Genomic DNA, 18,572 nt, shown 5'->3' on the forward strand with positions numbered 1-18,572 from the left:
TGGATCCGTTCAGTTGGTCGAACCGAGCCATTTCGGGCGGAGAGATGCCCGTTTTGATGCGATAGGAGTGGATGCTTATGCGCGCCGCATCCTGGAGAGCGAGAGACTTGCGATCACGCTTGAATGTGAACCTGCGGCTGTACCGAACGCGACGTTCGACAGCCTCATGAAGGGCGGCTTCGAGGCTCTCCACTTGCTCGTGGGACAGTTGGGCGGTGTCGAACGTCAGTTCTTCGGGCGCGAGCCCGAAGACGATATCGACATCCAACTCATCAACGAGGCCCGAGAGCTCCTCCGAAATCGCGCCAATCTGCTTTTTGGAAATGAAGGCATCATCGCGATAGATGGTGACATCGAGATTGGAGCGACTCAGAATGGAAGCAGGTCGTGGACGTGTATTGCGGTAGAGCTTCCAGAACCGTTTCCTGTCTCGGTCAATCTGAAGAGTGAAGGCAATCTTCAGCAGGAGGAGAAAGTTACTCCCATCATCCGCCTTCATCTTGAAGGCGACCGGACCCGATCGGTCGAGTGCGGAAACGCCCCGCAGGAGCATGTTCCGGCGATCGTCTGGCTCGTTGAGCGGCAAATGGGTAGACCACAAAATCATGGTTCCACCATGTCACACATAGTGTGACATATCAAGCCATCGACGCATGCAGGAGGTGTCGCAACCTTCACCGGGTTAAATTCGCCAGCGTGGTTAATCTGAGGCTGAAGGGCGGTGGCCCGGCCGCAACTATGATCGGAACCGAAAGAAACCGTGGTGACAAAAGGAAACAGGGCCTTTCGGGCCTGTGCGACATCGTGAGATGTCTCGGGGCGAACCTCTTGATCCCTCTCGGGGCTGTCCATCTCATGCGATGGCCCTGATGTTTCCATCAGGAGGGGCTGGTTGTGCGCACGCCCTATGTCCAGCGATCTGACCCGGAATGTAATATATCCGAGGTCCCCCGTCCAACGATCTTTTGGGGGGCGCGGTTCCGTACAATCCGTATGTGTGCGGCACCCCACTCGGAGTCGCCGCCGTAAGTCCCCGAAGATACGTCGTTTTTTAACGTTCTCTGAACCTTCGCCAAGCTGCTGGAGAACCTAGGGATCGATCTGTTGCTACCCGGCCTTGCTCGTTCCGCAACGCGCGACAGCGGTCAGGTTCCATCGTTCAGATCGCCCCGTCTTCTTCCCTGAATGGGGTCATCGCACGCCTGGTCGTGACGCAGATAGCTGCCGCTGAATGGCCGGTCTTGGCGATATCCGGGCCTGTGAGCTGCCGGAGCGTCGTTCGGGCGGAACGGCCACATTGAATGGGACCGAGCTGGAAGCTGGCGGACGCGGATTCCCCAACCCGGGACGTTATCCTCTCAGTCTCCTAGGGGTCGCCCCCTCCCAGACTACTTCGGCGAAAATAGCGATGTTAGCCTCACTATCATCGCCTGTTTGCTGACTTGGTAGCGTTCGGCCAAAGGGTCGATGCGCGCCTCATTCTCGAGATCGAGAGTGTAGCCCGCAACGTCAAGCCTAATCCATTGCGCTGGGATCAACAGATTGGCTGCGAAGGCATTGGCTTCGATCTCCTCGACGTCTTCAGCGGTCGCCGAACGCGCGTCTCTCAAGTTTATTCTGAAGACCTGATCGACATGAACCTCTGCTCCCTTATGGAGAGCGAGATGGCCTAGTTCATGGGCAATTGTGAAGCGCTTACGCAGAGGGTGATGCGACCTGTTGACCGCGATTACCTTGCGGCCGTTCCCCCGAAATAGAATTCCCGACGCATCGTCATCGAGCTCTACTTCCCGGATCTCTGCACCCAGCAAGTCCGCTACGAGATCGAGCGAAACCGGTGGAGAATTCTGGCCCTCAAGAAGCTCTGCAGCCTTGCGGCGTACGCGTGCGTAGCCGATGCGAGGCTTCATTTATCCGACCTTGATTTCTCGCTCTTTAGCATCTCCACGACGCGCGCTACGTCCCGTCGCATGGTGGGATCCGATTGCGACTGCGGTGAAGGCATGAGTTCGGAAGGTTTCGCGTCCAGGGCATCCGCGATCTCAATCAGCTGATGCAGCAGCACCCGCTGCCGTCCCTTCTCGATATTCGTAATCGACGCGCGTGAGAGCTGGACCCGGCGCGCAAGCTCTTCCTGGGTCACGCTGCGGGTCTCTCGGAGCTCCCGGACTCGGTCTCCGAACAGACGATAAAGATTTGAATCCATGCCTTATTCTACACCATCAAAAGCAAACTTCAAGAAATGTTTGTGTTACCAACGGTTTATGATGCAAGTAAATTCATAATGTTTGTAATATTGACATTCGGGGAATGAAAGCGTAAAAGATGCCCGTTCTTCAATCGCGGAGCACGGAAATGGATAACCAAGTTGATTCGCACGAACTGGTTCTGGCCATCGAGGGGGAGCGCGGCCCCCGTCAGATCCAGGTGTCACGCAGCGCGACCGCCAAGGAGGTCATCGAAGCGGTCGTGCTTGAAACCAAGCGGCCCGAGCTCACCGAGGTCTTCCTGGAGGATGAGGAAGAGTGTCTCGCCGAGGACCGCAGGGTTGTTGAACTCGTGATCGAGGAATTCCGGCTCATTCACATCGCCTCCAAAGGCAAGATCACCGTTACTGTGGTCTACAACTCTCGCCAGGTTCACCGAGATTTCGCTCCAAGCGTTACGATCGAAACGATCATTGCATGGGCGATCTCGCCTTCGGCACTCAACCTCGAAGGCGTGTCGGCAGAGTACCAGCTGAAGCTCGGCTCAGAAGTCCTGCCGCCGGACCTGCACCTTGGCCAAATCGCTAAAGGCGAGAAGAAGATCGCCTTTTCGCTCGTGTTCCGCATCAAGCCGCAAGGTGCCTCATGACGCCGGATCATGCGGCTCTCCGCGCGGACATCGACAGCCTCACGTTCAAACTTGGTTCAAAGCGAGGGAAGTGGGGACTAGAAGCTCTCGAGTTTCCTATTGCCTACTTCACCATTGCGGCGCCGAAGCGCGAGCAAGGACCGAAGCGGTTTCTGCTTCGGGTCGACTGCCGAAGTTATCCGGCCCTCGCACCGACCTCCCAATTGTGGGACGGCCGGACCGATACGGCATTAAGCGTTGATCAGCGGCCCATGGGGAGGACGGGTGTGCTGGTGGCCTTCACGCCATGGAACGCATGCCTCTACCATCCGATCGATCGCATCGCTCGGGACCACTGGCCGAACCAGTTCGAAGAACTCACCTGGAAGCCCGGCTCAACCATCGTGACACTTTTGGAAATCATCCATGGTCTTATCAATAATCCGGACTATTTGGTCTCGACTGCGCCCGACGCCGCGGCTGCGCTGCGACGAACGCTTGTGGCGTGAGATTCTCCGAGAACTGCGCGTCCGCGGGCAAGGGCGTCGCGAGAGCGGAGGTTTCCTCTTGGGCAGAGTGGAAGGTGAGACGAAAATCATCACCTCCTTTCTGCCATACGACGCGGTTGATCCGAATTGTCTCCAAGGGATCATCATTTTCGATGGATCGCGGATGGATGACGTGTGGCGGATCTGCGAGCAGCAAGGGTGTAGCGTAGTCGCTGACGTTCATACTCATCCAGGCGCGTCATATCGCCAAAGCGATGTCGATCAGAGCCATCCGATGATACCCGAGCGCGGTCATCTCGCACTAATCGTGCCAAATTATGCCAATCGGGACTACATGCCAGGCGAATTTGGCATCCATGAATACAGAGGCCGTCGCGATGGATGGTCGGACCTAAGCTCACTCGGGCGAAAGCTCTTCCGGGTTAGGAGGTTTGCATGACGTCAAATATCGAAGCAGACCGCGGATCCCAACTGCTCCTGGCGGTCCTTCCAGATATGGATCTCCAGGGCGCTAGAATGGCCCTCGATCGCGCCTCGCTCGAAATCATCATCGACGACGATGTCGAGCAGTCGGCATGGGCTCAGGCCTGCGCGATCGCGATCGTGGCGTGCGGTAGCAAGATGTTTCGAAGGGGTGTCTTTCTTTCACGCCAGCCTGAATGTGAGACGGTTGTCGGGAACGGGCTGCCTAGATTGTTCAAGCGCGCACTCCTTGAAGCTGGTTGTCGGAAGGAGCCGGCTCCCGCCCATGCCTTTCGCATTTGCATAGGCACGAAGGGGGCGGGCCACATCTATGTGTCCGCCAGCGGTTGGAAAGCGATCGTCGGCCCGAAGCCCGTCGCCAGGACCTCGCCGGGAAACGAGCTCAGCGGCATTTTCGCCGGTGCGGCATCGACGGCCATTGCATTTCGAGCATCCGTCCTGTCCGATCCGATCGCAGCCCGAAGAGTGCTCGAATATGATCTATGGCAGCCGCAGGGACAGTCGTCGCCTGCATCGGCAGAACTGCGCAACCTCCCGGCTGATTTATGGTTGCTTGGAATGGGAAACCTGGGGCAAGCGACGCTCTTTACGCTGGGCTTGCTGCCCTATCGGGACACGTCGCAAGTCCGCTTGTTACTCAACGATCCGGATATCTGTGGCTGGGAGAACTTGGGCGTCCAGCTTCTTACGCAGCCGAACTGGATTGGTAGAACGAAGGTCAGGTGTGCTGCAGATTGGGCTGAACGCGTTGGTTTTCGTACGATTCTGACCGAACGCAAATTTCTGGCGACCTCCAGACCTGATCAAGACGAGCCGCGAGTTGCGCTTGTTGGCGTCGACAATTTGAATGCACGGCGCTTCGCTGCCTCCGCAGAGTTTGATCTGCTCATTGATGCCGGACTTGGCTCGACGGCGAACGAGGCCTTCGACGTGCGATTGCATGCCTTTCCTGGCTCGAGAATGCCACTCGACGCTTGGCCGGAAGCGGAACCTTCCGAGCGGGTCGGCGAGGGGAATGTAGTCAAGCGCGGAAATATTCAGTCTCTCGTTCAAGCTGGGGTTTTGGACGAGTGCGGCGCTATCACAATAGAAAATCAGCCGGTCGGCGTGCCGTGCACGGCTCTTGCAGCGGCAGCAATGCAGGTAGCTCAATTATGCCGCGCGATAGAGACCGGCTCCTGCTGTGAAATGGTCGACTTCGATCTTGTCAACTCAAACAGAGCAGTCAGTCAGGTCATGGGCCGGCCCGTCTCACCGATCGTCGCCTGCCCAGCACGTTAGCGGTTGCTAGGCAACGGTCCTGGTTCGGCCGAGATAATCGTTGTTCGTATCGAAGCTGACCATACTTTCGGCGGGGACGTCTAGGACATCTCCGTTGTCCGCGATAGGATTGACGTCGCGGTGCACGATGAAGTGCGGAAATTGGGCGATCAAGAGATCGTTGTTGTAGTCTGTGCTGCTCGTTGCATTGAGGACGAAATGTCCGACTACAGGCCTAGCGCCGGTGCGCCGCTCCTGCTTGGACGACCTGTCGATCAGCTCTGTGACCCAAATGAAGTGTGGAAGCGCGCGAGAAACGATCTCGCTTTTCATCGGTTCGTTCATCCCGCTTGCGCTGATGTGGCGTCGGTAGCGAGCGGCCGTCGTCAAGTACGTCCGCTGTATCCAGCGCCCTGCGGCAAATCCGTCGAAGAACGCTCGGATGTTGGCCGCAGCTGTGGAGGTGCCATTGCCTACGGCGTTCACGATCTGCTCAGAAACGTAGCTCGCCCTCTTGATAAAGTCTCTCACGACAATGTCAGCGTTCTCGGCCCGTAGGAAAACGCGTGACGGCAACGGTACAAACATGTGAGAGACGTTTTCCTCCACCGTGAGGATTTTTTGCTGCCACTTCATGAGGCGCGCTGAAGGCAGATGTTCGATATCGTCTACGCTGAGAGGCAGTACTCGATAGGGCCCCCTCTGATCGTCGTGTACGATCAATCCGCGAGCGAAAACGACGTGTGTGCCTCCGTCGCGGACGGCTTTGCCAGGTACTTCGACGTAGCCCACGGCGCAGATCGCATGACCCATGTCCGCCATGGCGATTACAACCGGCAACCCCGAATCAAGGTAGCGGTGAATGACTTCCGGGGCATTGATGGTCGGAGCAATCTGTTGGCCGCTGTCGAGCTCCTTGAAGAGCATATGGAGTGGCTGGTGCCCCATGCCACGCAACGCCCGGATCATGTGCATGGGATTCAGCCCCTCGGATCCGGCAGGAAGCGATCTGCTAAGTTCTGAGTCCGTCGGGTTGATCGCTAGGTTGGTGATTTCCGCAATTGTGTATGAGCTCGTTCGTCGTTGCCGAGTCTCGACTGCTCGTCCTGCCATCCAGATTGCGGCCTGCGCGCAAGCACCGAGCCGCATGTCCTGTTGAATGAAGGGTGCTCCGGTTACCTTCACCCGAACCCCAAGAACGTGAGATTCGAAATCTGCACGCGCCGCCGGCCTGACGGTAAGCTTTCCGATCGACGGAAAGCGCAAAACGGTTCTGCCAATCGGGCCTTGCGCGATAGGCCTGATCACCGCGAACCCGCAATAGTTCTTGTCCTTGGCCGCGAGGCGTTCAAGCTCGACGACCTGCTTGGAAAGAGGAAGCTCGAACAGTTTGCTGATGTCTGTCCGAAAAAAATGGATGCGCTTGGTGCCCCTCGCATGGGCTTTGAAGGCACCCGCGTAGAAGCTCAGATAGTCGGATGTATAGTCGCGGTCTGTGTACGGAGATTCTACAATCGCGTATTTTGCCCCGAGCTCGACTACGTGGTCGAGCAGAGCATCCACGCTGGCGTTAGACCTATCGCCTGCAATCTGTTGGCGCAGCGACTGTGCGCCTCGCGGCGTAAGCACTACGCCCTTTAGAATCACGCGCATTCCACACTTATACCGTGCGGAACAAAAAAGGGGTTAACGGATCCTAAAATCTACCGGAAAGCGAAGCGGGTCGCGGTCGTCACAACGCGCTGCGCGCGCGCGTCCGTCTGCTCGATCTGCTCGAGAGCGGTCTCGGACACCGATCCTTTAAACCCGAGCTGTCGCATGTCCACGCGCCGGGCGTTCTCCCATTCTGGGTTGAGCACTTTCACGATCGAGGTCTCGGCGCTGGCCTTGTTGGGATCCGAAGCTGGCGGGGTCATCGGCTACCTTCCGCGAGTGGCTGTCGCGAATTCCGTAAACTAAGTGCATACTGCCGCGCATTCTGCAACCCTGGCGTAAAGCAAAGGTTGAATCCAAACCGGCCCCCTTGCCGATGTTCCAAAAAAAAGGCTGCGAGGGGCTTGGAAATTGCGAGCAACTTGCCTAGAATGTTTATATGGCAAACAAAACTCCCTCCAGCATGCCGCTTTTCGGTAACGCCACGCCGCAAGAGGTGAAGGCGATCCGAACGGAGATTGAGGCATTCACGGACCGGGCCGCCCGAAATCGGGACGAGGCGCAGAAGATGCTCGAGCGCCTGGGCATCGCGCGGGCCGAAGAGCGCCCCAAACCGAAGGGCTGACGTGCGGCGCACGGTTACCGGCTTTGTCCTTGGCTATCACGGTTGTGACAGGTCCATCGCAGAAAAGCTCCTCGCGGGTTCTCCCTTTGAAGCCAGCACGAATAACTACGATTGGTTGGGCGCAGGCGCATACTTCTGGGAGAACGACCCGCTTCGAGCGATGCGATGGGCTGAGAAGCTTCGAGACCGTCCCGGAAAAAACGGGAAAATAAAAGACCCGGCCATAGTGGGGGCGGTCATCGATCTGGGCCTCTGCCTCGACCTGACCACGCAGTCCTCTTTGGACGTCATCCGAACGGCCTATGACGGACTTGTGAAAGTGTCCGAGGTAGCAAAGCAGGCATTGCCCAAAAATATCGATGAACTTCGTCGGCCGCTCGATTGCGCTGTCATCAACTATCTATACGAGTCCTTGCCGAAGCCAAAGTTTCAGACCGTGAGGGGTATGTTTATCGAGGGTGGCCCGCTCTACCCTGGCGCCTTCATTCAGCGCGAGACGCATGTGCAGATAGCGGTGCGCGACCTGTCGTGCATCCAAGGCGTTTTTCGGCCGTCAGCCTAGCTGCATCGCATTTCTCGGGTGCCGTGCGACGATGCCCCGGCAAAGCCGAGTGGCTCAAGCTGCCAGAAGCTGTCGTTTTGGCGCGCGCACTCGCACGCCCTCATGCGCAACTCTCCGCGACGTTATCCGGCGTCTTCATCACCTGCCCCCGTGGATCAACCCCACGACGAGCCTTCCGTGATTCGTTCCTCTTTCATTCGCTCTCTCCTCGGCTATCCAAGGAGGGCGCAATTCCTCATGACGCCGAGGGGGCAGTTTTCCATCGCGCGCGACATATTTGCGGCTCGCTCAGCCCCGTTCCAATACGTTAGCTACGGACTGCGCGTACCAACTGCCACCTCGGGCCGTCGGGACACCGCGCGCATTCAGCGCCTCAGCAATCTGCCGCAGCGTGCTCGCACCTGCCTTCTGGGCCTCACGGATGATCGGCAGCACATTTGCAGCGTGGCGGTCAGCTTCGGCCTTCACGGCCTCCACGGCGCTCTTGCGAGCTACAGAGAGATTGGGGTTGCCTAACCCGACCCCACGGGCCTTGGCGGCCGACAGAGCTTGCCGTGTCCGCGTTGAGATCAGCGCGCGCTCCTTCTCAGGCAATGCGGCGAACAGGTCGAGCACGAACGGGTGAACATCGGGCCCAAGTTCAGCCACCACAAAGGGCACTTTGTGGGCCATGAGGCCGGAAATGAAGTGAACGTCCCTGCTGAGCCGGTCCAGCTTAGCTACCGCTATGTGGCATCTGAGCTTCTTTGCGGCAGCGAGAGCGGCTTTGAGTTGCGGCCTGCGGTCGAGCGCATCAGCACCCTTGTCGGTCTCCACCTCTACGAACTCGCGGGCAACTGTGAACCCCTCAACCTGAGCGAAGTGAGCGAGCGTCTGCCGCTGCGTTTCTATGCCCAATCGTGAGCGCCCCTGTCGAGAGGTCGAGACACGGATGTAGGTGATGAGGGTGCGTTCGGTCGTCACGGTGGCCTCTGAAGGTCATCTGTAAAGAGTCTTATCGCCCGTTTAGCTTTTATACAAGAGGTTTCTTGCTTCTCCTCGAGCCGGCTATCTGCGATGTAGGGAGTGCAACTGATTTGCCGGGGCGGCGGAATGTCGAACGAAGAACTCAATCAAAGAAACTATCTCGCGACGGGTAAACTCAAGGGGACGAAGTTCGGCGATTTTGAAGAGCTGAATATTGGTGCGACCAGCGTCCGGGAATTGAAGGCGGCCGGTGTCGAGGTCATTGTTCCTTCCTCAATCAAATTCCCATTTGCCGCGTACAAGCCGCTAAAGACACCGGGGGCTGCCAAGCCGGATCGCGTGTTCCTTCGGCGCCATGATGGGAAGCCCCATGCCGTCGCGACGGCGGAGCATAAAGCACCCAGGAAGCTCCGTTCCGAAAAGGAGCTACTCAAGGCGGCCGAACAGGGGCTGTTCGCCGCGGCCTCTCTAGGTGCTGCTGTCGCAGTCACGTCGAATGGCCAGCGCTGGTGCTATCTCGACGTAAAAAAGTCCCTCGATAAGGGCGAGATTGTCTGGCTCACCGACAAGCGCGACTTTGGCCCTGGCGTACTCGCGAACCTTTTAGCCGGCGATGCTGGGGTGTTGAAGGACCCGGCGCCGCTCGCCGAGACCGTCTGGCAAACCATATGGCACGCCACTAAGGAGGAGCCGAAGCAATGTCTTCTCACCTTCGTCGAGATTTTCGTGCTCAAGTTTCTGTCGGACAATCTTCCGCTCAAGACTCTGCCGGAGGCGTACCGTTTCTATCCACTGTTGGAAGAACCCAAGAAATTCCAGGAGCGGCACGGGACTACGGCAATCGAATACTACGTCACGAAGATTAGGCCGTTCATCAAGAGCATCTTCCCGGACAATTCAGTCGCGGTTGACGAGAAGGTAGCTGGGACGTTCGGCCTAAGCACGGTCGTCTCCAAAACATCAATCATCAACGGCTTCGCCTTTCTACGCTCCTCCACGGTTACGCTGTCAGGGTTCAATCGAACGTTCCTAGATATTCTTGATGAGTTCCAGAAATTCGGCCCGCTGACCACTATCGATCCAGAGTTCAAGCTGCGCCTTTACGAAACGTTTCTGCGCCGTAGCGCTCGGCAGCAAAAGCTCGGTCAATTCTTCACGCCGCGAAATGTTGTTCGTCAGATGATCCGAATGGCGAGGCTTGATCAACTTCCTGATGGCGCGGTGGTCCTCGATCCTGCGGCTGGCGTGGGCGGATTTGTTCTTGAGCCTCCGCTTATCGTTCCGGCGCTTGCTGGCAACGTGACCTTTGCAAAGGGCAAACCCAAGCGCCGCATACGTTTCATTGGGGTCGATGTCGACGCCAGTACACACATCCTCGCCAAAGCGAACACGTTGATCCATTTCGCCGAAGCCGTACGTGACCCGACGACTACTGTTGCTGCCCTGAACCAGCTCATGGCAGAGACATTCGTACTGATGAATACGAACGAGACGCTTGGCGCATTGGAGAACCCGCCCGAAGCGAAGGTCGATGTGATCCTCACAAACCCGCCCTACGTCACCAAAGGCAGCGGAGTCTATAAGGAAGAGGTTCGAGAGGCAGGCACGGGCGAGAACAACGTCGACCTAAGAGACTACTACGACCGCTCAGGCCTAGGCGTTGAAGCTCTGTTTCTCCGCTACATTTCAGGCGCATTGAAGCCGGGCGGCCGTGCGTTTGTCATTGTGCCCTTGGGGCTGCTCAACCGCACTGATCCAGGACCCAAAAAGCGCATCTTGGATGAATGTAATCTGATTGCTTCGATTGCTTTGCCTAGAAACACATTCTTCAACACAGCGCAGCTCACGTACATCCTCGCCCTGGAGAAGCGCCATACTGCCGCCGATGAGCGCCCAGATGTGTTCTGCGGCATCGCTCGAACGATTGGCGAAACGTTGAGCTGGGAGCGGGTTCCGACCCCAAACGAAAACGATCTGGCGGATATCGCGGGAATGTTCGTTGCACACGCGGAGGGAAAACCCGGTGCGGTCCAAGGTTCGCAGGTTGCCAAGGTAGTCCCTGCCGCTGAGTTTACGGAAAATGATCGTTGGGACGTCGGGCGGTTCTGGACCGAGGAAGAGCTGGTCGCCCTTGGTCACAAGGAGAGCGCCGTAACGCGGGTCGATTTCATTGATGAGACGCGGTCGGAAATCGAGGAGATAAGCACGGAGCTTGCTGCCGCGAAGAAAGAGCTCGAAGCCCTAACGTCCGGCGACATGCGCACGATCAGCATGAATGACACGGCGTATTTCGCAGTCCGCTCCGGGACGCGGGTGACGGGAAAGGAAATCCGCGAGCATCCTGGCAAGCTGCCCATCTATAGCTGCTTCAAGACTGAGCGCGAGGTTAAGGGCTTGGTCGATGAGAAGTTCTTCGGGCAGGTAAAGAAAGGCGACGTTGAAAAGAAGCCGATTGTCACAGTGAATGCTAACGGCGCGAGCGTTGGCAAAGTGTTTGTTCGCCGCGACCGGTGCGGGATCACCGATGATGTCATCATCGTCGACGTGAAAGACCCCGGCATTGATCTCGATTACTTGGCCGTTGCGCTGCGCGCCGCTGTCTATAAGGGAGGCTTTTTGTACGAAGCAAAGCTGTTCACGACTCGGGTCCGGGAACTTGAGGTCGAAGTGCCTGTCGATGGAAACGATGAACTCGATGTGGCGCAACAACAGGCCATTGCCAGCGCCGTGCGGAGGTTCGATGCGTTGCGAACGCGACTGCAAGACCTTGGGCAGCGAAGCGCCGACGTTCGCGCAGTTTGAGCGCGGAAGGTGTTACCGACGTTGAAACAAATACAAAGGTAGCTAGAACAGCAATCATGCGCGCGAATTAAGTAAAGCCAGTGAGTTAGCCCCGCGGCGTTGGTTCCCGGCTGACTGTCGGTGTTCAGGTCGATTCCGAGCGTGGCGAGCCTTTTTGCACCGTGTTCCGAGGCTGGGGAATCTCCAGGTGGCCCATCTCGCTGCGAGATCCACTCCTAGGTGGTCCCAGCGTCTGAGCGAGTTGCTTCTGGGGCAGCTCCCGCCGATGGCGGCTTTCACGGAGCGCCAGTCCTAAGTCGCTGACTGTCTTCAAAATCATGCCGGTCATCCCGTATGAGATTTAAGCCATTTCGGGTGGATATGATTTTTGCAGGCGTAAAATTTGCCGAACGCATTCCAGATAATTTTACGAATTTGGCCGCTTTAAGGTTACCTGGCCAATTCAACAATCATGCTGAATGTTTCCATATTTAAGCCCGCCGCGCGGTGAACACACCGCTCCGAAACGGGGAGTGATTTGCAATGGACGTAAGCGCTAAGCCGGCACCCTCGGTTCGACGTTAGATTAGATGTGCGAAGAAGCCTCCGGGTTGAGCGGAGGTTTGGGATGGGATTGGACGGCAAAAGGGACGCCCATTTGGACAGCTCATCAGTTGGGTCAGGAGCAGTCAGCCGGCTTGAGGTGCTTGAGGGACCGTCCGGGCGTCGCGTGCGTTCGGAGGCCGAGCGGGCTCGGATCGTCGCCGAAAGTCTGCTGCCCGGCGCTCAGGTGGCGGAGGTGGCGCGCAAGCACGGGGCGACGCGCTGGCAGATTTACGATTGGCGGCGACGCTTCCGACAGCGCGGCGAATTGCCGTCGAGCGAGGCTCCGCAGCCGCGGTTCGCGCCGCTCGTTGTGGAGGGGCCGTTTGAGGAGCGTCACGTTCCGACAGTCAAGCTCGAGATTGCGATTGGCGACGTCGTCGTGCGGACGGACGCGGCGATAGATGGGGAGCAGCTATCTCGAGTGATCCGCGCGGTGCGGGCGTCACGATGATTGTCCCCGGCGCCGAGCTGAAGATTTACGTCGCGACGCGGCCCGTCGACTTCCGCTGTGGGCACGATGGGCTTGCTGCGAAGGTGCAGCAGATGCTTGGTCTCGATCCGTTCAGCGGTGCAGCCTTTGTGTTCCGGTCGAAACGAGCGGACCGGATCAAGATTTTGGTGTGGGATCGAACGGGCTTGGTGCTGGTGCACAAGCGCCTTGAGGGCTGCAAGTTCGTATGGCCAAAGATTGCGGACGGCGTGATGCGGATATCGCCGGCGAGTTTGCCGCGCTGTTCGAGGGCCTGGATTGGCGGTTGGTACGGCCGGAGGAAGCGCGGCGTCCACAGGTCGCTGGATAAGTGCGGCAGAATGACTCTGTGCCGAGTTTGGCATGGCGCCGGCAGCGCAGATGTGCTCGACATGGCGCATGAGCGCGCGACGCTTCGCGACGAGAATGAACGCCTGAAGGCGCTTTTAGCGCAAACGCAGGCAGCATTGAGCGAACATCAAGCGGCGCTGGCCACGTCGGAAGAAGCGCGGCGCCGGTTGGAGGTCATTCTCGGCGAACTACGCCGAGAGAAGTTCGGAGCGAAGTCCGAGAAGCTGCGGCCAGATCAATACCATTTACCGCTCGAAGACGTGGAGATCGCGCAAGGCGTCTTGGACGCGGCACAGGAGAAGGCTGCGGCGGTCATCAGGGGCCGATCGCGTGCTGGATCGGATCAGGACCGTCATCGCAATCGAAGCTGCTTGCCTGCCCATTTGCCGCGGGTGGAGCGGATCCTCGAGCCTGCGAGCACACTCTGTCCGTGCGGCTGCGGCGCGATGACGAAGATCGGCGAGGACGTCAGCAAGCGCCTTGACGTGATCCCGGCACAATGGCGCGTGCTGGTCACGCGCCACCCGAAATACATCTGCCGCCGTTGCTCCGGCCCTGTCGTGCAGGCGCACGCGCCGGAGCATGTCGTGCCTGGCGGACTACCGACCGAAGCGGCGATTGCGCAGGTGATCGTCTCCAAGTTTGGCGACCATACGCCGTTTTACCGTCAGGCCGAGATCTATGCGCGCCAGGGGATCCGGCTTGATCGGGCGACACTGGGCAATTGGTCAGGCCGCGCCTGCTTCCATCTGCAGCCTGTTGCCGACCACATGCGGCGCCATCTGGCAGCGGCGGATCGCCTGTTCATGGATGAAACCACGGCGCCGGTGCTCGATCCCGGGCGTGGTCAAACCAAGAAGGGCTACTTCTGGGCGATCGTCTCCGACGACCGCGGCCATAGCGGCCCAAGTCCGCCGATCGTGCTGTTCCGATATGCTCCCGGTCGCAGCGGCGCCTTCGCTGAGCAGTTCCTGGACGGCTTCACCGGACGCTTCCTGCAATGCGATGCCTATGACGGTTATGATCGACTGATCGAAGTCGCTCGACCGCAAGGGCCGTGGACGCTGGTACATTGCTGGAGCCATTTGCGCCGGCGCTTCGTCAAATTGGCCCGCAACAGTAAATCGCCGATCGCCGAGGCCGCCGTCCGGCAGATCGCACAGCTCTACGCCATCGAAGCCATGGTACGCGGTTCATCGCCGGATATCAGGCTGGCCGCGCGCAAGGAACACTCGCTGCCGCTCGTCCAGGCGTTGAAGCCGTGGTTCGAGAAACAGCTGTCGATGATCTCCAGCGGCTCGACGCTCGCCGAGGACATCCGCTACGCGCTCAATCATTGGCAGGGGCTGACGCGCTTCCTCGATGACGGGCGTCTCGAGCTCGACACCAATCCGGTTGAGAACGCGATCCGGCCGATCTGCCTGACCAGAAAAAACGCGCTCTTCGCCGGTCATGAGGTCGGAGCCGAAAACTGGGCCTTGCTCGCATCCATCGTGGCGACTTGTAAGCTCAACGACGTCAACCCGGTCGCCTACATCGCCGAAACGCTCACGGCGATCATTGCCGGCCATCCCCAAAGCGAAATCGACGACCTCATGCCGTGGCGATTCCGCAAAACGTCAAGCCAGCCTCAATAGGGCCACGGCTAAGCGCTTACCAATGGACAATGTGATTGGTGAGATCTCCGAACCGAGGCTGAAGACTTTCGGACGGCGCAAGAGGACGCCGCGCGTACGCCGCTGCATGGGGCGCTGGCTCGAGCTCTGGTATCGGTCGAAAATCGACGCGCGCTCGCTGGTTCGCCGTGGTGCCGAGGCGAAGGTGCGTGTGCGACACCCGACGTGGGGCGTGGTACAGCCAGCTTTTTTTTGTTCCGGAGCAGCGCGATCCATATTTCTGCGACTTGTCCGAGTTTGTGGTCGAGCGCGCCCTGCAGGACTGGCATTATCTCTTGGAACGGCAGAGCGCGGTCGATCTATCGATCAACCTGCCGGCGCCATATTTGAGAAAGCCGCAGGCCGTCCGCGACCTCTGCCGCGCCAGCGATGAGGCGATCCAGGCCCTCGATTTTTTGGCCGAGATGGCTCGCGAGATGAGCTTCCACAATATCGGCCTATCGATCGACAATCTCGGCGCCAACTGGCCGGAACTGATGGGACTGGACAGGATTCCCTTCATCAAGCTGAAAGCCGACCGGCAATTCGTCGCTGGCTGCGGCAATGACCGGCTGAAACGCACGGTGTGCCGTCACATCGTCGAGCTCGCTCAGGGCTACGGCGCGCGCGCCGTCGCGGAAGGCATCGAGAGCGGGGCTGATCTGGCTACCGTCAACGAGTTCGGTTTTGACCCCGTCCAGGGTCATCTGGTTCGGCAAGCCGATGCCGCTGAAGAAGTTTGCCAAAAGCGCTTTGACACCGACCGTGATGGAGCTGGAGTGAGGCACAAAGGCTCACACATAGCGCCGCGCGAAGAACACGCAAGCGGCCAACAGCGTTGCCGCGGCGACTATGCCCCAACCAACTGGTCCGCGCCGTCCGCTGTGTGAAGACACGCGATTATCTGATACTCGCACGCATTTGCGACAAAGGTATGTAAACATCAGTTGGGCCGATTGCCTACAATTGAACGCGTATCCCCGTATCGTTATCTACGTATTGAGGATACGTCATGTTATCTAGCTCTCCCGAACTGAGATCATGCGTTCATATGGAATTGGGCGGCGCCCTTGTGGAAAAGCTTCAGTTGGTACTACGGCTTTCAGTCTGGAGCCGGTGACAACCTAAAGCGGGATGGAGTTAGTCTGAATGTCTGAATCGATTTGGGAATTTCCAGTCAGAGCGTTTCTGATTCAACATGCTGGCTGGATAGAGGCCGGCATGGATGGCCAAGCCATATAGTCTGGATCTTGGCAAGCGCGTGGTAGTCGCAATTGAGGGCGGGATGTCCCGCAATCGGGCCGCCAAACAGTTTAGTGGCCAGCAGCACGGCGGTTGGCTGGATCAAGCGGGTCGACGAGACTGGCAGCGTTGAGCCCAGCCAGATCGGTGAGTACCAGACAAGGCGATCTCGGGCGAGTCTTGCATCGGCGTCTTATCCGTGGCGCCAGCCAAACGCATAGCAAAAGAAATCCGGGCTTAGGATCTGTAGTGCAGCGTGGCATTCAGTGTGCGTGTCGCTCATAGGGACGCAAAAATGGCCAGCCCAAATTTGCGGCTTCAGTCCGAAAGCGCAGAGACGCCTTACTTGTCTCTTTGGCGCTCTGTACCTGTTGTGTGTGCTCAACTGCCACGAAGGGAGCATGCAGTCCGTAAGGAGCATTTACGTCTCCAGACGGACGAAACGCAGGTCATCGCCGCAACAGCATCAATTGCTGCCGAGTTCAAGTTTCGAAAATTGAGGGATTAAGTCCATTGTTAAGCTGCCTCGCAAGTTGCAGGCTTCGTCTTTTTCGCTTCTCCCGCTAGTCCACGCGTGGCAGCAACTGACTAGCCGATGAAACAAGTCGCGCATTGGACGACCCGAAGTCGCGAAAATATGATGATCGACCCGTTGAAGTAGTTTCTTATATAATATACATCTTCAGATAGGTCTTGCTTGAGAGACGGCGGGTCCTCTCCGCTTCGCGAGTGCATGCCGCGAACCACGTCCAATCTTCATCGTGCGCATCAGGCCGCGCAGGATGGATGAGGCACGACGCAGTCGTTGTTCGAGGATTTTCCAAGCATGAGTTCTGAGACGAGGCGAACGTTGCGCGAGCTCAAAAAGAAAGCTGGTTTCGTTTCATGGACTGGACATGGATTGCGTCTATGATCTGCACTGTTGATCAGGCTGCAAATCGATCAGGTGGCCTCATATGCGAGTGTCCTTCGATGAGAACGCCACTAGCCGCGTCGGCATGCAGAGGGGGGCGGATTCTAAGGTGCCGGTGGTGTGTATCGGAATTCAGCCGCCTAATTGAGTGGCGCGGTGAGCCACGCTCGGACAATTCGGGTGTGTAGGATCAAGATGGTTTTGCTGGATTTGTCGCCGACGCGACCACCACCAAGTCTGTTTAGACATCCATAGAAAGAGGCTCAGTAATGAGTGGAATAATGGCTGTTGAAAATGTCATTCCGCGGGCAGACATCGTGAAGCGCGCGGAGCGGCTTGGTGCCGAAATCAAGAACATTGCGCTGTCGGACGATTTGCCTGACGATGTCATCGTAGCGTTCAAGCGACTCCTGCTAGAGCATAAGGTCATCTTCTTCCGTGACCAGGGACATCTCGACGATGCACAGCAGCAGCGTTTTGTGCTCCGGCTCGGCGCGCTGATACCGAATCCCACAATGGTGGACACAATGGACGGTTTAACAATCCGGCAGGAGCTGTCTGATCCCGCCTGCAGTCATCTCAACCAGATGAACGATGAGCGGGTCCGCGCAGCCATTTCGGTGCTGCGGCTCGCAGCGGCCCCGCCTTTTGGCGGGGACATTGCTTGGTCGAGCAGGGCGGCCGCTTATCTTGATCTTCCCGATCCCCTGCGGATGCTCGCAGATAACCTGTGGGCTGTGAGCCTCGTCGCATCTGATCTCACTGCGACAGAGAGGGCCACCGATGCCAACAAGCGGCCTTGGTGGGGTGTATCCACTGGGACGATCTACGAAACGACACATCCGATTGTTCGTGTTCATCCCGAGACCGGCGAACGCATGCTATCGCTCGGCCGCTCCGTGAAGAACTTCGTCGGCCTGCAGCCCTACCCCAGCCAAAAATTGTTTGAACGGCTGCAATCCTATCTCACCGCGCCGCAGAACACGCTGTGCTGGAACTGGAAATCAGGCGACGTCGTAATCTGGGACAATCGCGCGACTGAGCCGTACCCGGTCAACAAAACCGGCAGTCCTCACTGGACCATGGACCAGCTTGCGATTGACGCCCGCGTACGGCACCTGAAGAGGCCAAAATCAAGGGCCGCAAAGGCCGCCTGACATTGTCCCGCATTTCCCGGATTTCGTAAGACGCCGGGAGACCCATGACTAAATTGCGGCCCTGCAATGTCGAGCGGAGCCGGGCCTTCGAACTTATCCCGACAGGACCGGCTGACCAGCGCGGGCAATCGGCTTCTTTTTTGTCCATAAGACTTTCCGAGAAGGCGCGAGCGGCGGTGCCATTCTCGTGCGAGAGCCGGGTACAATGGGAGCCGGCTCTTGCCTATCGGTGCCGGGCATTGGAAAGCTGGAGCGAATCGAGCTTGGCGATGGTCGAGGCGCTATTCGACCTCTAAACCTGCCTCGCACACTGATATAACTCATGAATGTGGGCGCAGGCACACCATGTCCTGATTCCGATGAGGGCCGTTCAAGGGTGTCCTTCAATTGGGACGGCGCTCACCTCGATTTTGAGAAGGCGGCGGTCGCGTGTTTGCACGGACAGAAAGGCGTTGGCGCGCTTGTCACACGTCTTAGGCATGCTGCGCGGTTCGCTGAAGCCTGT

The 18,572-nt window shown here is 58.2% G+C and carries 16 protein-coding genes and 2 pseudogenes; 13 read left to right on the forward strand and 5 right to left on the reverse strand.

Annotated elements, in window-relative coordinates; translation table 11 throughout:
* Positions 1-13 precede the first annotated feature (13 nt).
* Positions 14-634 (forward strand): hypothetical protein, encoded by a 621-nt coding sequence (locus tag EAV90_RS22880; protein WP_129144732.1) that lies wholly within the window; start codon positions 14-16, stop codon positions 632-634.
* 754 nt (positions 635-1,388) lie between these two features.
* On the opposite strand, the gene EAV90_RS22885 is transcribed toward EAV90_RS22880, so the two are convergent.
* A complete protein-coding gene (locus EAV90_RS22885; protein WP_129144733.1) occupies positions 1,389-1,910 on the reverse strand; it encodes an ImmA/IrrE family metallo-endopeptidase in 522 nt (173 codons plus the stop codon).
* Positions 1,907-2,206, reverse strand: a complete 300-nt coding sequence (locus EAV90_RS22890) for a helix-turn-helix domain-containing protein (protein WP_129144734.1) — start codon at positions 2,204-2,206, stop codon at positions 1,907-1,909. Before EAV90_RS22890 ends, EAV90_RS22885 begins: the two co-directional genes overlap by 4 nt.
* Before the next feature lie 149 nt (positions 2,207-2,355).
* Between EAV90_RS22890 and EAV90_RS22895 the strand changes: the two genes are divergently transcribed.
* Genes EAV90_RS22895 through EAV90_RS22910 form a run of 4 tightly spaced genes read left to right on the forward strand, consistent with a single transcriptional unit; the run spans position 2,356 to position 5,108 of the window.
* Positions 2,356-2,856 (forward strand): hypothetical protein, encoded by a 501-nt coding sequence (locus EAV90_RS22895; RefSeq protein ID WP_129144735.1) that lies wholly within the window; start codon positions 2,356-2,358, stop codon positions 2,854-2,856.
* Positions 2,853-3,344 carry a DUF7665 family protein gene (locus EAV90_RS22900; protein WP_129144736.1) on the forward strand — a complete coding sequence of 164 codons (492 nt, stop codon included), beginning with the start codon at positions 2,853-2,855 and terminating at the stop codon, positions 3,342-3,344. Before EAV90_RS22895 ends, EAV90_RS22900 begins: the two co-directional genes overlap by 4 nt.
* Positions 3,262-3,783 (forward strand): Mov34/MPN/PAD-1 family protein, encoded by a 522-nt coding sequence (locus tag EAV90_RS41760; RefSeq protein ID WP_129144737.1) that lies wholly within the window; start codon positions 3,262-3,264, stop codon positions 3,781-3,783. Before EAV90_RS22900 ends, EAV90_RS41760 begins: the two co-directional genes overlap by 83 nt.
* Positions 3,780-5,108 carry a hypothetical protein gene (locus tag EAV90_RS22910; protein WP_129144738.1) on the forward strand — a complete coding sequence of 443 codons (1,329 nt, stop codon included), beginning with the start codon at positions 3,780-3,782 and terminating at the stop codon, positions 5,106-5,108. The genes EAV90_RS41760 and EAV90_RS22910 overlap by 4 nt, the downstream gene beginning before the upstream one ends.
* A 6-nt stretch (positions 5,109-5,114) precedes the next feature.
* Here the strand turns inward: EAV90_RS22910 and EAV90_RS22915 are convergent, their stop codons facing one another.
* Both EAV90_RS22915 and EAV90_RS22920 read right to left on the reverse strand, forming a co-directional pair.
* Positions 5,115-6,740: a hypothetical protein gene (locus tag EAV90_RS22915; RefSeq protein ID WP_129144739.1), complete on the reverse strand. Its 1,626-nt coding sequence runs from the start codon at positions 6,738-6,740 to the stop codon at positions 5,115-5,117.
* A gap of 50 nt (positions 6,741-6,790) precedes the next feature.
* The gene (locus tag EAV90_RS22920; RefSeq protein WP_129144740.1) at positions 6,791-7,003 is read right to left on the reverse strand and encodes a hypothetical protein; all 213 of its coding nucleotides are present in this window, start codon (positions 7,001-7,003) and stop codon (positions 6,791-6,793) included.
* 176 nt (positions 7,004-7,179) lie between these two features.
* Here EAV90_RS22920 and EAV90_RS22925 point away from each other — a divergent pair, with 176 nt between their 5' ends.
* Both EAV90_RS22925 and EAV90_RS22930 read left to right on the forward strand, forming a co-directional pair.
* A complete protein-coding gene (locus tag EAV90_RS22925; RefSeq protein ID WP_129144741.1) occupies positions 7,180-7,365 on the forward strand; it encodes a hypothetical protein in 186 nt (61 codons plus the stop codon).
* 1 nt (position 7,366) lies between these two features.
* Positions 7,367-7,927, forward strand: coding sequence for a hypothetical protein (locus tag EAV90_RS22930; RefSeq protein ID WP_129144742.1), 561 nt, complete (start codon positions 7,367-7,369; stop codon positions 7,925-7,927).
* Positions 7,928-8,215: 288 nt separating this feature from the next.
* Here the strand turns inward: EAV90_RS22930 and EAV90_RS22935 are convergent, their stop codons facing one another.
* A complete protein-coding gene (locus EAV90_RS22935; protein WP_129144743.1) occupies positions 8,216-8,890 on the reverse strand; it encodes a recombinase family protein in 675 nt (224 codons plus the stop codon).
* A 129-nt stretch (positions 8,891-9,019) separates the two neighbouring features.
* Between EAV90_RS22935 and EAV90_RS22940 the strand changes: the two genes are divergently transcribed.
* From EAV90_RS22940 to EAV90_RS22960, 6 genes and pseudogenes are all read left to right on the forward strand, one after another.
* The gene (locus EAV90_RS22940) at positions 9,020-11,695 is read left to right on the forward strand and encodes an N-6 DNA methylase (protein WP_129144744.1); all 2,676 of its coding nucleotides are present in this window, start codon (positions 9,020-9,022) and stop codon (positions 11,693-11,695) included.
* A gap of 607 nt (positions 11,696-12,302) precedes the next feature.
* The gene (gene tnpA / locus EAV90_RS22945; RefSeq protein ID WP_129144745.1) at positions 12,303-12,731 is read left to right on the forward strand and encodes an IS66-like element accessory protein TnpA; all 429 of its coding nucleotides are present in this window, start codon (positions 12,303-12,305) and stop codon (positions 12,729-12,731) included.
* Positions 12,728-12,994: pseudogene (tnpB, locus tag EAV90_RS41765) on the forward strand (IS66 family insertion sequence element accessory protein TnpB); the annotation flags it as partial. The gene tnpA and the pseudogene tnpB, both read left to right, overlap by 4 nt.
* Positions 12,995-13,141: 147 nt before the next feature.
* Entirely contained in the window at positions 13,142-14,737 is a 1,596-nt protein-coding gene (tnpC, locus tag EAV90_RS22950) for an IS66 family transposase (protein WP_167506412.1), read from the forward strand.
* Positions 14,738-14,852: 115 nt separating this feature from the next.
* Positions 14,853-15,538: pseudogene (locus EAV90_RS22955) on the forward strand (EAL domain-containing protein); the annotation flags it as partial.
* A gap of 1,653 nt (positions 15,539-17,191) precedes the next feature.
* Positions 17,192-18,067 (forward strand): TauD/TfdA dioxygenase family protein, encoded by an 876-nt coding sequence (locus EAV90_RS22960; RefSeq protein ID WP_245509587.1) that lies wholly within the window; start codon positions 17,192-17,194, stop codon positions 18,065-18,067.
* Positions 18,068-18,572: the final 505 nt, after the last annotated feature.

The organism is Bradyrhizobium vignae, from assembly GCF_004114425.1.
In the GTDB taxonomy this organism is placed as follows: Bacteria; Pseudomonadota; Alphaproteobacteria; order Rhizobiales; family Xanthobacteraceae; genus Bradyrhizobium; species Bradyrhizobium vignae.